Annotated in this window: 8 protein-coding genes; 6 read left to right on the top strand and 2 right to left on the bottom strand. The window is 69.8% G+C overall.

Going from position 1 to position 14845, the window contains the following annotated elements; all coding sequences use genetic code 11:
- Positions 1-252 precede the first annotated feature (252 nt).
- Together HR086_RS18225 and HR086_RS18220 are read right to left on the bottom strand one after the other, a co-directional pair.
- On the bottom strand, positions 253-2349 hold the full coding sequence (locus HR086_RS18225; RefSeq protein WP_174466252.1) for a hypothetical protein: 2097 nt from the start codon (positions 2347-2349) through the stop codon (positions 253-255).
- A gap of 112 nt (positions 2350-2461) precedes the next feature.
- Positions 2462-3133: an abortive infection system antitoxin AbiGi family protein gene (locus tag HR086_RS18220; protein WP_254624041.1), complete on the bottom strand. Its 672-nt coding sequence runs from the start codon at positions 3131-3133 to the stop codon at positions 2462-2464.
- Between the two features lie 310 nt (positions 3134-3443).
- Between HR086_RS18220 and HR086_RS18215 the strand changes: the two genes are divergently transcribed.
- From HR086_RS18215 to HR086_RS18190, 6 genes are all read left to right on the top strand, one after another.
- Positions 3444-4319, top strand: a complete 876-nt coding sequence (locus HR086_RS18215; RefSeq protein WP_174466250.1) for a hypothetical protein — start codon at positions 3444-3446, stop codon at positions 4317-4319.
- A gap of 120 nt (positions 4320-4439) precedes the next feature.
- Positions 4440-7748 carry a carboxypeptidase regulatory-like domain-containing protein gene (locus HR086_RS18210; protein WP_174466249.1) on the top strand — a complete coding sequence of 1103 codons (3309 nt, stop codon included), beginning with the start codon at positions 4440-4442 and terminating at the stop codon, positions 7746-7748.
- A 51-nt stretch (positions 7749-7799) separates the two neighbouring features.
- A complete protein-coding gene (locus tag HR086_RS18205) occupies positions 7800-8204 on the top strand; it encodes a TonB family protein (RefSeq protein WP_174466248.1) in 405 nt (134 codons plus the stop codon).
- Between the two features lie 35 nt (positions 8205-8239).
- Positions 8240-12163: a hypothetical protein gene (locus tag HR086_RS18200; protein ID WP_174466247.1), complete on the top strand. Its 3924-nt coding sequence runs from the start codon at positions 8240-8242 to the stop codon at positions 12161-12163.
- Positions 12164-12200: 37 nt separating this feature from the next.
- Positions 12201-12926, top strand: coding sequence for a purine-nucleoside phosphorylase (gene deoD, locus HR086_RS18195; RefSeq protein WP_174466246.1), 726 nt, complete (start codon positions 12201-12203; stop codon positions 12924-12926).
- Positions 12927-13142: 216 nt separating this feature from the next.
- Positions 13143-14840, top strand: coding sequence for a penicillin-insensitive murein endopeptidase (locus tag HR086_RS18190; protein ID WP_373564318.1), 1698 nt, complete (start codon positions 13143-13145; stop codon positions 14838-14840).
- Positions 14841-14845 lie beyond the last annotated feature (5 nt).

The raw sequence follows: 14845 nt of genomic DNA, 5'->3' as shown, positions 1-14845 counted from the left end.
GGTCCCCGAAGGTCCCGTCGGCTCGTCCGGAGGTTCACCTCCAGGGCCGGGGGAGGTGCCACCCCCACAGGCCACCGTCAGACAAACGACACACGCCAGCACGCCTCGCGACAAGCTTCTTCCGGCCACTGTGTAGCTCCCCCGTGTCCACCCACCCATGTCGGAGCGGAAGAGATAGGCATCCGGAGAAGCGCTGACAGGCCCCCGCCCCCGCACCGGTGTTGGCTCATGGACGCAAGGGGCCTTGGCGGCTCAGTCTAAAGCGAACTGGTAGGCGCCGTAGCGGAAGTCATAGCCGACGCTCGTCTGCACCCTCAGGTGGTGGATGCCGGGCAGTCGTGGAGTGAAGTCTCCCTCGAAGGTCTTGGGCACTTCCTGTCCCTCTGGGTCCAGCACCGTGACGACCATCGTGGGATGGCCACCCGCGTTGACCCGGTGCGGCTGGCCGGCACGCAGGTTCACCGAAAACACGTCGGTGTCGAAGGGCGTCTCCATCAACGCGGAGAGCCTCAGCGGGAAGGTGATGGGCGTGGCCCGGGCCGTGTCGTCTCCATGGTCGTCCTTGCCGAGGAACGCCAGGGAGAGTTGATACGAGCTCCCGCTGACGACGCTGATGTGGACGGGACCGGTGTCGATGGCATCGAGGAGATAGCTGTCCGGGTTGGCGACATGGAGCGGGAGGACCTTGCCGAACGGTTGCAAGAAGATGAGGCCACAACCGCTGCACGTGAGTCGATAGAGGTTGTTCTCCTCGACGTGGAAGACGAAGACGTCCACGTCATCGTTCCGATGACGCCATCCGGGGAGTGTCTGTCCCACCTCCAGCAGGGTGGCTCCCTCGGGGAGGTTCGCATGGTCGTCGGGCCCCAGGTCCGTGGCCTGGATGGCGTAGGTGCCCGTTCCCCAGGTCTGGCTGAGCTTCACCTCGAACTGGTACATCGCCTCCTCTGTCGCCTCGTGGACCATCCAGTTGAGCGTCGAAAACTGGAGCTGCTTGCCCTGGGCGTCGTTGAGCTGGAAGGAGGTGTTGCTGGCGGTGCCCTCCACCCACTGGAATCGGTAGCTGTGGCCGGGGCGCAAGGGGAAGGTGAAGACATCCACGTCGGAGCGCGTCTCGATGCGCCCCGTGAGCAGCGTGGAGAGTGACACCTCCGTCGCCTGCGTGGCCGAGTCACCGTGGTCGTCGAAGCCCAGCTCCTCGAAGCGACAACGATACGGGCCCTCGTAGGCGCCATGGGAAAGCTCCACGAAGTAGTCGGCCGCGGCGGGGGCCTCCACGGCGACGCTCGTGCCCATGCCTTCGACAAAGGACGAGCCCTCCACGTACTGTCCCGCGCGGTCACGGAGCACCAGGGTGGGGCCAAGAGAACGGCCGAGCAGGATGTCGCAGGCGAAGCGGTAGACGTGCCCCTGGAGGGCCGTGAATGCGAAGACATCTCGGTCCACCGAGCCAGACAACTTGCCGGAGAAGGGGGCCGGAGAGGGGGCCAGTCGGGTGGCGTTATCCGAGGTGTCCGCGTGGTCATCGTCCTCCAGGTGCTCGAGACGGAGGGAGTACGCGCCCCGGATGACCACGTCCGTCCCCGGCGCGGTGGCGACCTCCACCAGATAATCGCCGGGATGGGTGGCATTGAAGGTGGCTGTGTTCTCGAGAAAGCCAGTGCCCACGCCGCTCGGCGCCACGACATTCACCTGACACGGCGTGAAGGTCGGCGAGTCGCAGGACAAGCGATAGAACGCACCGCGCGGCAGGGGGATGGCGAAGGCGTCGCGGTCCTCGCGCAGTTCCAGGACACCCGTGGCGAGGGTGTCGGGAACCCAGGGCGTCGCGGTGGCCAGCGTGTCGCCGTGGTCGTCCGCGCCCAGGTCGACGAGCTGGCAGGAATAGGGTCCGGAGACCGCGAAGGCCCTCGCCGACAGTCGCACATAGGCCACTTCCTGGGCGACGGCCTTGAAGTAGAGGCCGCGTCCCGGAGGACTCCAGACCACCTCGGTCCTCATCGGGGAGTTTCGCGCGTCGATGCGGTCGTGCTGCCAGCCCGGACGCAGCGAGGGAAAGGTGCACTGGAAGCGGTAGAAGTGCTGGGCCTTCGCCTGGAAGGAGAAGACATCCTTGTCGAAGGAGTCTTCCAGGGTGCCAGTGAAGGGACTGGCCGAGGCCTGGACGGGGGTCGCGGTCGCGGAGATGTCTCCATGGTCATCCAGCAGCAGCGGCGCGCGCTGGTGGAGCGAGGGCGCCCCTCCGGCGGGAGATTGCCCTTCGACAGGACCGGGAAGCTCTCCGCCGCAACCGATGGGGAGCGTCAGATAGACCAGACACAACAAGGGACGCCGTGACAGTTTGGTCATGGAGGTGCCTCCGCGTGAGGGTTGACGCCTCGAGGTCGACGGGACGATGGCTTCATTCCTGAAGCCATACGCGCTCGCGGAGAGGAATTGAATGGGATGGGTGCTGAACTGACTACCCCGCCCTGAGGCGCGCGAAGTCCTCCGCGTGTTTTTCCAGCGCCGCGGCAATCTGTGGCGCCGTCCACAGCGGATCCAGACAGGGGCAGAAGTAGCCAGGGCCCGCCTTCTCACGCACGGCCCACTCGAAGAAGCCGCGAGCCGTCGGGTGCAGCTCTTCCGGAAGGAAGAGCGCCGCCACGTCGTACTCGGTGAAGCGCAAGAGGCCCGGCACGCGCCACTCCCGCTCCCAGTCGAAGCGGTAGTTGTAGGGCGCGTTGTGCTTGTCGCCCTGGATGTCCACGAAGGGCGTCATGGCCCAGAGCGGGTGTGCTCGCGAGTCCGTCGCCGCCAGCGCCTGGTCCACCTGGTGCTTCAAGGAGAGGTGCGCGGGCGAGGCGTACTGGACGTACCAGACGGGGCCGCCGCCCTGGGAGAGGATGAAGCTCTTGCTGAAGCCGATGCCGTACAGGCTGCGGCGCTGGACGAGCCTGCCGAGCTGGTCGAGCGGAATCTCGCTGAAGCAGACGGCGCGGTGCCGGTCCGCGACCTGGGGTTCCTTGCGCGCCAGCCCGAAGCCCTGAGCGCCGGGGATGAGCGTCCGCGTGCCCAGGATGTTCATCATGTTCTGGTAGGCGTCATGGAATGGCGGTCCGGGCTTCGTGAAATGCACCACGAAGTCAGACATGTCACGCCACTGTGAGTTCGCCTGATAACCCAGCATCGTCCAATCCCCGGAGGCAATGTCCCGGAGCGAGGTAGGCGATGCAACCGGACTGCATTCGCGACCCCGCTGCCTGCCCGCCCTGCCGACGACGGGCCCGGTGCTCGGTGGCGTCAGGAGTCGACACGAAGGGGCATCGCGAGCGCTGTCTCCGCTGGTCCGTCGGGGTGTTGGTTGATGGGCGACATCACAATCGTTGTCGAGCGGAGTGGGCCTTCCGCGCGGGGGGGAGCGAGCGATGCGCCACGATGGACGATTGTCACCAGTCGAGCTGATGCGGCGTCTGACCCTGTCACTCGAGCGAATCGCCGCCCATGGGCTCACGAGCGGCGCCATTCAGGGGGCCTCGGAGGGACTCCAGGCGGAGCTGCCAGGGCTCGACGGACAGCTTCGTCAGCTCATCCAAGACGCCGTGGCCCTGCTTGCTCGGGAGGTCGAGGTCGCGGCCGAGCGTCCTCGCGGTTCGTGGTCTCGCTCGCTCGTGGAGAGCGCGGTGCAGGGGGTGGTGGCGGAGCTGCGGCGCTCGATGCCCGGGGCGGATGCGTTGTCCCATGACCTCCTGGAGCGGGTGAATGGATGGTTGGACCACTCGGCCAAGGCGGCGGACCAGCGTCAGCGGGAGCTGCGCCAGCCCGGCGCGCGGGCCCGGACGCTGGCCACGGGCGCGGTGCGAGGCGCGGTGCTGGAGCTGGAGCACGAGATGCCCGTGCTGGCGCCCATCGCCTCGGAGGTGGCGTCCCAGGCGGGGCGCGGGCTCGTCGAGGGACTGAGCACGGCCCTGGATGCGCGGACCGAGCGGCTCGACGAGGTGCTGGAGCAGGTGGGGCGGCGGTTCATCCACGCCGTGGTGGGGCAGTTGGAGCTGGAGCTGAAGGAGCACCGCGAGCGCTCCGACGTGGGCGTCGTCGTCGCGACGATGGCCGAGCGCACGGCGACCGCGACGGTGCGGGGCGCCTCCGAGGAGCTGCGACGCCAGCTCCGTACGACGCGAGACGAGCTGGGGAATCCTTCGCTGCGAAGCGCCAGCCGAGAGGTGACGCTGGGCGTGTTCTCCGCGTTGTCGGAGCGGCTGCGCATGCCCCTTGCCGTCGCGATGGGAGCGGGCGGCGCGCTCATGCTCACCGCGTTCACCCTCGCCAGGCGACGCTGAGCGGCGCGTGGCCCGGGTGCTTCGACGGAAAAAGCCCGAGGCCGACGAACTGCAGCGCGAGGTGGGGGAATGCGGATAGGCTGACCGGACGACACGAGGTCCTCCGGGGTGGGCTCGCGCATGAGGCGATGGTTTGGAATCGGCGCGGGGCTGCTGCTCCTGACACTCTTCCTGGGGCGTTTATTGCTCGGCGGGACGAGCGTGGATGGGCGCGACACCGGAAAGCCTTCCTCCTCTGGCCTCGGAACGGAGGGCCGGGGATTGTCATGGCGCGCGCTGCTCGCGGCGCCCGTCGAGGCGCCCCGAGGTGAGTTGAGGGTGCGTGGCGTCGTGCTCGGACCCGATGGGCCTGTCGAGGGCGCGGTCGTGGTGGCCACCGAAGCAAAGCCAGACATGCCGTTGCTCAAACAGCCTTGCGACTGTGGCGAGCCCTGTGAGCTGCTGTTGCTGAGCACCCTGTGCCGGACGGAGGGGCTGCTGGACTGGTTGGAATCCGGCGCGGGAGAGACGCCTCCCCTGGCGCGCACCACGACGGACGCGGAGGGGCACTTCACGCTCGCGGGCCTGGAAGCGGGACGGTACGCGGTGTGGGCCGAGGGGCCGCGAGGCGTGGGGTTGAGCGAGGACGTCGCCGCGGGCGGCGAGGAGGTCGAAGTGCGGTTGGGCGGCGAGCCTCCGCTGTCGGGCCAGGTGCGGGACGAGTTCGCGCAGCCGGTGGAGGGCGTCCGCGTCACCGCCATCCTCGTGGCACACAACCGTGCCTTCGAGGTGTCCACGACGTTGGATGGGCGCTTCCAGTTCGCGTCGTTGCCCTTCGGGGACTACAACGTCCTCTTCTCCAAGGAGGGGCTGCTCCCGCAGCGCGTGCAGCTCCGGGGAACCGGCATGCAGCGGCTGGACGTGATGATGCCCCGCGCACGTCGGCTCTCGGGGCGTGTCGTCATGGGAGACGTGCCCATCCCTGGCGCGAGTGTGAGGTGCGGGAACCCATACTGGACGCGCGACGTCGTCACCGACGACCAGGGGCGCTTCACCTTCGAGGCACTGCGGCCTGACCAATATTCGTTCTCCGCCACGCACGGTGACGCGGTGGCCGAGGAGCGCGTCGGCCTGGCTCCTGGGGGCGACTATCCCGAGGTCGTGCTGGCGCTCGGCAACGCCCTGCTCCTTCCCGTCGAGGTGCGCGACTCCAGGGGCGCGCCCATCGTCGGGGCGAGCATCTCCGCCTGGTTGATGGGGACGCCCGCCGTTCCCCTGGAAAAGCGTGGGACCACGGACGCTCGCGGGGCCTTCACGTTGGGGCCGCTGCTGCACGGCATCTACGCCGTCAATGTCGAGGCACCGGGCTTCCTCGACCATAACGGCGAGGTGCGGCTGGGAGCGGACACCGTGCCGTTCGCCATCGTGTTGCGCGACGCTGTCACGGTGGAGGGAACGGTGGTGGATGCCGAAGGCCGTCCCCTGGCGGGAGCAAGCCTCGCCTTGAGGTCCGCACGCGACCTGAGTGGCCCGTTCGATGCGTCGGTCATGGCGAGGGATGACCTCGAGTTGGAGAGCAGCGCGAAGACCGAGGAGGACGGCTCGTTCCTGCTCACTTCCGCCGAGGCAGGGGAGCATGGACTGGTCGTCACCCATGACGCGCATCGGCCGACGTGGCTTCCGGTGACGTCACCTCGGAAGGGGCTCCGGGTGGTGCTCACGCCGGGCGCCACGGTGAGCGGCGAGGTGCTGAGCGAGACGGGCGCTCCGGTGCGCTCCGCCCAGGTGGACGTGGTGCCGGTGGTGTCGGAGGTGGCGGGCGCTCACGACAAGAGGGCGTTCACGGATGCGAGGGGCCGCTTCGCGCTCCAGGGCATCGAGGAGGGGCGGCACCACCTGGTGGTCACCCAGAAGGAGTCGGAGACGCTGCGCCAGTTGACCACGCCAATCGAGGTGCGGGGGCTTCAGCCCGTGTATGCGCGCCTCCAGTTCCTCGCGGGACTGTCCCTCTCGGGCGTCGTCGAGGACGGGGAGGGCCGTCCCGTCGATGGAGCCCAGGTGCGTGCGCAGCCGGCGGGGAAGGCCGTGGTGGTGCGACCTCAAAGCGACGGCTCCAGCCGCATCCTGTCGCACCCGGGACCGTCGACGGGCAAGACCGACGAAGGAGGGCGCTTCACGCTGAGCCACCTCGTTCCGGGCGCGTACTCGCTCACGGTGCGAGGCAGTGGCTATTCACTGGATGCGACCCGGACGCAGGGGGCCTCGACGACCAGGGGCCAGACCTCCGTGCCCGTCGAGGCGGGCGACGCCGAGGTGCGCCTGGTGATGCGCCGGGACGTGGGCATCCGGGGGCGGTTGGTTCGTGAGGATGGCACTCCCGTCACCCGGTTCCAGTTGTGGGACGGCACCGTCACGAACGCTCGGGGCGAGTTCTTTCGGGGTCCCCTCACCGGGGGGAAGCTGACGCTCCACTTCTCCGCCCCCGGCTTCGCGAAGCTGTCGCTCACGGTGGAGGTCGTGGAGGGGCAGTCCCTGGACCTGGGAGCGGTGGTCCTCCACCAGGGCCGGCCGCTGCGGGGGCGCGTGACGGACGCGGCGACGGGAAGGCCCGTGGCGGGAGCGCTGGTGGACGTGGGCGACGTCCCCGAGGATGCCGAGGGCTGGGAGCGGCAGGCTCGGCCCAACGAGGAGGCGGGAGCGGCGAGGACGCGGCAGGATGGCACCTTCACCTTGCCGCATGTCATGGAGCGACCGTATGCGCTCGTCGTGACGCACGCTTCGTATTCACAGAAGCGCCTGTTGCTCGGCGCGGGGCAGGACGAAGTCGCCGTGGCGCTCGATGCGGGGGCCACGCTGCGCGGCACCGTGAGCGGCTTGAAGACAGGCGATGCCACGGTGGTCCTCTCGGGCGCGGCGAGTGGCTTCCGGAGGGAGGTGCGGGTCGTCTCCGGTCGCTTCGAGCAAGGAAGTGTCCCTCCCGGCACCTATCTCGTGGCTGTCCAGCCTCATGTCCACGAAGAGGAGGAGCCCGCGTCGCGCCCCGTGTTCATGGCGCGGCACGTCCAGGTCCCCGCTACCGGCACGGTGACGGTGGACTTCGAGGCGCGTCGGGACGGGGTGACGCTCCACCTGCGGGTCGAGGGGGCCTGCGAGGACTCCGTGGCCATCCTCGTGCCAGGGTCGGTGCCCGCTCCGAGCACTCCGGGGGAATTGGTGCTTCTTCAGTCCATGTACTCGCGGGAGCTGGCGCGGGAGGGCGGTGGCTGGACGTTCCGCTCGCAGCCGGAGGGGGCCTATACGGCCTTCGTCTTTCGAAAGGACGCGCAGCATCCCTTCAGTGTCGTGCGCGAGGAGTTGACGCTGCCGGGGACAGGAGAGGTGACGCTCGAATTGCCGCCCTCATGGACGCTGCTGCCGGAGAAGCTGTTGATGAAGATGGAGTGGAACTGACGGCGTGAGGCCCCTTCGCGGCGCGGTCCGTGGCGACTACCATTGCGCGCCATGCTCCGCCTCCGTCCGCTGTCTGTCGTGGCCCTGCTCACGCTGGTCGTCGCGCCGCTGGCGCTCGCCGCCGGTGGGACCCCCCAGCTCCAGGCCTTCTTCCAACCCGAGCTGACGAGCGCCGCGTATCAGCAGCGCGCCTACTCCCAGGTCGCCGGCAAGTGGAAGCAGCCCGCGCGCAAGGGGCTGCCCGCCGTGGGACGCAGGACGGTGGTCCAGGCGGTGATTGGCCGGGATGGCAAGCTCGTCACCGCGGTCATCTCCCAGGAGTCGGGCTCCAAGGTCTGGGATGCCGCCGCGCTGTCCGCCGTGCAGAAGGCCGCGCCGTTCGCGCCGCTGCCCAAGGACTACGCCCTGGCCACGCTCGACGCGCACTTTCATGTCGCGTGGGTCGCCGCACCTTGAACACCTCGCCGCGCTCGTTCGCCTCGGTGCCACCGATGAAACGCTCGTCCCTGTCGTTCGCGCCCCTGCTCCTCCTCGCGCTCGCCCTGGCCGCGTCGCCCGTCGAGGCCGCGCGCAAACCTCGAAGCATCCAGAGCGCGACGAGCGTCGAGAAAATCTGGTCCGAGTCCCAGCACGTCTATGTGAAGGGAGACGTCGGCGCCTCCGAGGAACAGCTCGAGGAGCTGGAGGCCTGGCTCGCGACGAACGCGCCCCACTGGACGGTGGTGTTCCTCTGGAGCGCTGCGGGGGAGCGCTTCGTCGACGCCGAGGGCACGACCTTCACGGGCATCGACGCCGCGTTGCATGCCCTGGGCAAGGGGTTGTCCAACCGCACCCGCTTCGGCGCGCTGAAGCATCCGAAGACGCAGGAGCCGGACGGCGCCGTGTTCGTGCTGTCCCTGGCGGAGCGGAACCTGTCGTATTTCGGCTCGGAGGCGCAGGACCGGCGCAAGGCGGGCGAGGCCCAGTGGAAGGGCGACCTGGATGCTCCGGCCATCGAGGCCATGCGCAACGGCGGTCGCATCATCGACGCGGCGAAGAACACCGTGACGCTCGTCGACTCGCGGGTGGCCTCCGCCATCGACCAGGAGGTGGCCGAGCGCAACCGGCTCATCGAGTCCCTGCGGGGCCGGCTCCTGGCGATGCAGGAGGAGGTGCCGCGCCTCTCCGCGCAGCGGCTTGCGGCCTTCGGGACGGCGCTTCCCTCGGGGCTGACCGCGGCCGCCGTGGACCTTCCTGGCGCGGAGCAGCAGGTCCTCCAGGCCCTCGCGCTGCTGACACCTCTGGAGAAGGCCGACCTCGCGAAGGCGACGGCGGTTCATGACGGACTGCGGACGCGTCTGGACGGGCTGCGCGTGGCGATGGAGACGCACCGTGCCGCGTCCGAGCGACTCAAATCGCTGGAGTCCGCGCAGGTGACGCTGTCCGCGCATCCGTTGGCCGCGTTCGCGTCCGAGCGGCTCACGCTGCTGCGCACGGAGACGGAGACGGCGCGCGGCGCGGTGCGCGACATGACGCTCGCTCATGGCGGCGCGCTCACGTCGGCCGAGGCGGCACGCGCGAAGGTCTCCGAGACGCTGGATGCAGCGGGGCGGGATGGGCAGCGGCTCGCGGAGCTGGCGGGGTTGCTGGAGCGCCTCGCGACGAGGCCGGAGGTCGAAGACTTCCAGGAATCGCTCACCTCGGCCCGGCTGGCGCTGGGGCAGGCTCGCGAGGCGTTCGAGGCGCGCGCCCCCACGCACGGCGAGCTGCTGCGAGCGACTGAGGACTCCTACCGCACGGCAGTCGCGGCGGCGGACGAGGCGGAGCAGGCTCGGAGGACGCGCAACCGGGGCGGGGCGGCGGGTGGCGCGGGCCTGCTCCTCGCGGGTGTCTGGGCGCGTCGTCGCCGCAACGCGAGTCGGCGCAAGGCCACCGAGCTGCATGCCCGCTGGCGCACGGCCATCGACGAGAAGACCCACGCGCTCTTCGGTCTCCTGGAGCGCACGCACCTGTGCGCCGGCAAGTCTCGCGAGGACATCGAAAAGCGCTTCGCGGGGGTCACCCGGGAGCGCGGGCAGCAGCTCGCCTCCGATGTGGACGAACTCTTCCTGCTCGCCACCGCCGCCGCGCGCGTGCTGCATCGGGCCGAGGAATTGCTCGAGGGCTCGGGTATGACGAAGGCCCTGGGAGCGCATCTGGGGACGGCCCGCTACGAGCAGGTCACCCGCTTGCTGCGCGACGAGCCCATCGTCTTCCACCCCGACGAAGGTGTGGAGGACGTGCTGCGCGGACCGCGCACCGAGGCGCAGCGGCTCATCGGCGACCTGAAGAGTTACCAGCCCTTCTCGCTCTCCTTCGAGGCCTTGCTGGGGGCGTTCAACACCCATGCCGAGCGGGCCCTTGTGCTGGTGGACTCGCTGGAGAAGGCTCCGACGACTTCAGTGGACTCGGTGAAGGTGCTGGAGTCCTTCTCGGCCGAGCTGAAGACGACCGCCTCCGGGGACGCGGTGCTTCGCGTGAAGGACGTCATCGGTCACGTCACGCCGTGCCTGGACGCACTCGCGAAGCAAGCGAGGTCCCTGTTGGGTATGGACCCGCTCGCCGCGCTGGAGGGGCCGCTCGCGCAGGGCGCGCGACGGATGGATGATGCACTGGCGCTCGTCACCGTGTTGGACGTGGCCGCGCGCGAGGTGCTCCCGGTGGTGACGCAGGCGGGAAAGGCGCTGGGGGGCGCGGGCCTGTCGCGCCGGTGGTTGGATGACGCGCTCGCGGCCCTGGGACATACGGCGGAGGAGACCGCGAAGGCGCTGGTGGACCAGCCGGTGAAGGAGTCCGTCGAGGTGCTGGGGCAGTCCTTCTCGGCGCTGGCCACGCGAGCGACGGAAGCGGACGAGTTGGTGGCGCTCTCGGCCCGGGCGCGAGATTCCCTGGCGCGCGTGGAGAAGGAAACGGCGAAGGCCCGCGCGGAGCTGGGGCAGTCGATGGACAAGCCCGCCTCGGCGATGCTTCGCGAGAAGGACGCGGACCCGACCGATCGGCACGCCTCTGGCACCCACTCATTGACGGAGGCGCGAGCGGCCCTCGGTGAGGGACAGCTGGATGCGGCGCTCACGGCGCTCACGGCCACCCTGACGCGCGTGGGAGAGGTGGAGGCGCTCATCGCCGGCAGCCACGAGGCCCGGAAGAACTTCGCGGCCCGGCGGGATGCGTGCCGTGCGGAGGCCCGGCGTCTCGAGGTGCGCGTGGCGGATGGCACCGTGCTGCTCGAGGCGCTGACGCGTGGCTATCGCCCCTCCGCGTTGCGGCTGCGGCCGGAGGACCCGATGCATCCGGAGGCCAATGGCACGGTGCAGGACAACCTCGCCGAGGTGGCCCTTCATCGAGGTGAGGCGGCGAAGCGCCTGGCGGAGTCGGAGCTGGCGTATGCGGAGGCCCGATTGCTGGCCACCGCCGCGTTGCTGACGGAGGTGGAGGCGCGCCATGCCCGGGTCCACGCCCGGCTCGATGAAGTCGAGGAGAAGTCGCGGAGACTCCAGTCCACCGAGGAGGGCAATGCCCGCACGCTGCTCGTGGCCCAGGGCCTCATCACGGCCTGTGACACTGATGCCTCCGATGCCCGCACGATGCAGCCCACGCGCACGGCCCGCGATGCAGCCCGGCAGCTCCTCCTGGCGGCGGTGACCGCGGCGGAGACGCGCCCCGCGGACCCCTTCGACGCCGCCGAGCGGCTCGCCTCCGCCTGCCTGTCACTGGAGCAGGTGCGGCAGACCGCCGCCTCGGACCGGGCCCACCACGCCCAGGCCGAGGAGAGCATGGCCTCGGCGGACCGCGCCCTGTCCTTCGCGGACCAGTGGATTCGTCAGGCCGCCAACGACGGCATCACCGACAGCCGCGCGACGACGGTCGCCATCAACGCCCTGGTGACGCTGCGTCGCGAGCTCGACACGACGATGAAGGACTTCGCGAAGCCCCATGGAGACTGGGTGGCCTTCGACCGGGTGGCGGACCGCATCGCCTCCGAGGCCGCGCGCAAGTCGGCGGACCTGCGCGGAGAGCTGCGCGCCGCCGAGGAGGCCTCCGACGCCATCCGGTCCGCCGCCAGCCTCGTGCAGAGCGCCGCGACCTGGCGGGGCAGGGCGGGAGGCTCCCAGCTCGACTCGGCGCGCCGCGCGCTCGACAAGGGGCTGTATCAGGAGGCACTGCGGTCGGCGGACTCGGCGACGCGCGAGGCTCGTGACGCCATCGAGGAGGCCGAGCGCGAGGAGGAGCGGCGCCGCGAGGAGGCCCGTGAGCAGGCGCGGGCTCGCGAGTCGTCCTCGTCCAGCTCGTTCTCGTCGAGTTCGTCCTCTTCGAGCAGCGACTCGGGCTTCTCCAGTTCTTCCTACAGCAGCGGTTCTTCTGGGAGCGGCTCGGGGTTCGGCAGTTCGAGTTGGTAATCGCGGGCAGGCGCACGGAGCGTTATGGTGCGCCCCCATGGCAACCCCTCATATCTCCGCCGCACCCGGCGACTTCGCCGACGTGGTGCTGATGCCCGGCGACCCCCTCCGGGCCCGCTATATCTCCGAGCGCTTCCTGGAGGACGCCCGGGGCGTCACCTCCGTGCGCAACATGTTCGGCTTCACCGGCACCTATCAGGGCCGCAGGATTTCGGTGATGGGACACGGCATGGGCGTGCCGTCCATCTCCATCTACGCCACCGAGCTCATCAAGGAATATGGCGCCCGTGTCCTCATCCGCGTGGGGAGCTGCGGCGCGCTCCGCCCGGACGTGAAGCTGCGGGACGTCATCGTCGCCACCGGGGCCGGCACGGACTCGAAGGTGAACCGGATGCGGCTCATGGACCATGACTTCGCGGCCGTGCCGGACTTCCAGCTCGCCCGGTGGGCGATGGAGGCGGCGGAGCGACGGAGCAAGGCCGTGCGCGCGGGCACCGTCTTCACGTCCGACCTGTTCTACCACCCGCAAGAGCAGCTCACCGCCACGCTGGTGCGCATGGGCGTGCTGGCCATCGAGATGGAGGTTGCTGGCTTGTACGGCGTAGCAGCCGAGTTCGGTGCGCGCGCCCTGGCCCTGCTCACCGTGTCGGACCACCTCCAGACGGGTGAGGCCCTCTCCCCGCAAGACCGGCAGACCTCGTTCGACGAGATGATTGAGCTGGCGCTCGACGTCGCACTCAAGGTGCCGGTGCCGGCGCCCTGACGCGGACATTCTCGCGCGGGAAGTGTGGCCCTGGCCACGCAGAGAGCGCCCCCCGGGGCAGGGGGGCGCCAAAAAATCAGGGCGGGGCTTTGTGCTCGAACGATTCTCGGGCCATCCTCCGGCCCGGTGCGTTACCCCCTCTGGCTCCTATTGGTTTGCGCCGGCTGTGCCGCGCGCGTGGCTCCCCTCTCTGGCGGCGAGGCTGCCCTTGCGTCCGTGCGTTCGGAAGGACTGACGCCCGCGCGAGAGCAGGTGCCTCCGGCACCGGTTGAAGCCGTGCCGATTGTCTCGGCGGAGGGGGCGACTTCCGGGGCCGCCGCTGTCGTGGCCCAGGCTTCCGACGAGAGCTGCGCGCTGTCGGCGGAGGACCTGGAGGACGAGGCGGCGGAGGCCGGCGAGGGTGAAGGCGACGACGGCGAGGGAGAGACGCCGGTGGTGGGCGGCGAGGTGCCGACGGGGCCGTTGTACTCGGCGGAGGTGTCCGATGAGGACCTGACGCGGCGCTGGAAGGAAGACATCGCGTCGCTCGGCTCGATGGCGGTGGGTTTCGCGCACAGCGGCCGGCTGGTGAACTCCGTGCAGTTCCCCCGGGGCGACGACTGGATTGTCGTGTCGCCGGAGATTGCGTGGGGCACGCAGGAGAGCATCGACTACCTGGTGTCGGCCATTCGTGAGGTGCGCTCGAAGTACCCGGAAGCGCCGCCCATCCGCGTCAACGGCATCAGCAACAAGGAGGGCGGCTACAAGCGTCCTCACAAGAGCCACCAGAATGGCCGGGACGTGGACGTCGGCTTCTATTACCCGACGGTGGACCCCATCCGTGAGCGCGAGCGCGAGAAGTACATCAACGTGCCGCTCAACTGGGCGTTCATCCGCGCGGTCGTCACCAAGACGGACATCCAGCTCATCCTCGTGGACAAGCGCGTGCAGAAGGTCCTGTATGACCATGCGCTCGCGGTGGGCGAGGACAAGGCGTGGTTGGACTCGCTGTTCAGCCCGGTGGGCATCATCCGGCACGCGCGTCGGCATCGGGACCACTTCCATCTGCGCTTCCACAACCCGAGGGCGCAGGAGCTGGGGCGCAGGGTGCAGCCGCTCCTGTCGTTGCAGCCCGAGCACAACGTGACGGTGCACCGCGTGCGCTCCGGTGACACGTTGGGCGGCATCGCGCTGAAGTACGGGTCGACGGTGTCGATGATTCGCAAGGCGAACCGCATGCGGAACAACTTCCTGCGTGCTGGCCAGCGGTTGTCGGTGCCGCTGCGGGGACCGTGCACGAATTGCCCCGTGCCGCCGCCCTTCGTGCTGCCGCCCCGGCAACTGCCGCCCGAGCCGAAGGCCCCCGCGATGGCCGTCGCCACGAGTGCCGCGCCCGCCATGGATGCAGCGCTCGCGACGAACTGCGCGAAGCCCACGCCCGTCGCCGAGACGGCGAAGCCGGCTGCCGCGCCTGTCGCCGAGACGGCGAAGCCTGCCGCCGCGCCTGTTGCCGAGACGGTGAAGCCCGCCGCCGCGCCCGTTGCCAAGGCGGGGAATCCGGCCGCCGCGCCCGTTGCCGAGGCGGGGAAGCCCGCTGCCATTCCGCCAGTCGCCGAGACGGTGAAGCAGGCCGCCCCTGTTGCCAAGGCGGGGAATCCGGCCGCTGCGCCTGTCGTCGAGGTGGTGAAGCCCGCTGCGCCCGTTGTCGAGATGGTGAAGCTCGCCGCACCTGTCGCCGAAACGGTGAAGCCCTCCGCCGCGCCTGTTGCCGGAGCGGTGCAGACCACCATCCCAGTCGCTGCGTCGGCGCAGGCGGCCTCATTGCCAGTGGCCGGGTCGGTGCCGTCCGCTTCGGCTACGCCAGTGCCCGCGTCGCCGGCCTCCGTGCACGGTGCCTCGGAGGGCTCGTCCGCCGGTATCTCCCACGGACGCTGAACGTC

Source organism: Myxococcus sp. CA039A (genome assembly GCF_013336645.1).
GTDB classification, from domain to species: Bacteria; Myxococcota; Myxococcia; order Myxococcales; family Myxococcaceae; genus Myxococcus; species Myxococcus llanfairpwllgwyngyllgogerychwyrndrobwllllantysiliogogogochensis.
The sequence above is the reverse complement of the archived record's forward strand: the minus strand, read 5'-3'. Positions and strand labels throughout refer to the sequence as shown.

What these genes read in the sequence shown, in the direction of transcription:
- HR086_RS18205 (WP_174466248.1), top strand. Translation starts at nt 7,800, where the DNA reads ATGCTCCGCCTCCGTCCGCTGTCTGTCGTGGCCCTGCTCACGCTGGTC.
- HR086_RS18215 (WP_174466250.1), top strand. Translation starts at nt 3,444, where the DNA reads ATGCGGCGTCTGACCCTGTCACTCGAGCGAATCGCCGCCCATGGGCTC.
- HR086_RS18210 (WP_174466249.1), top strand. Translation starts at nt 4,440, where the DNA reads ATGAGGCGATGGTTTGGAATCGGCGCGGGGCTGCTGCTCCTGACACTC.
- HR086_RS18200 (WP_174466247.1), top strand. Translation starts at nt 8,240, where the DNA reads ATGAAACGCTCGTCCCTGTCGTTCGCGCCCCTGCTCCTCCTCGCGCTC.
- HR086_RS18220 (WP_254624041.1), bottom strand. Translation starts at nt 3,133, where the DNA reads ATGTCTGACTTCGTGGTGCATTTCACGAAGCCCGGACCGCCATTCCAT.
- HR086_RS18225 (WP_174466252.1), bottom strand. Translation starts at nt 2,349, where the DNA reads ATGACCAAACTGTCACGGCGTCCCTTGTTGTGTCTGGTCTATCTGACG.
- deoD (WP_174466246.1), top strand. Translation starts at nt 12,201, where the DNA reads ATGGCAACCCCTCATATCTCCGCCGCACCCGGCGACTTCGCCGACGTG.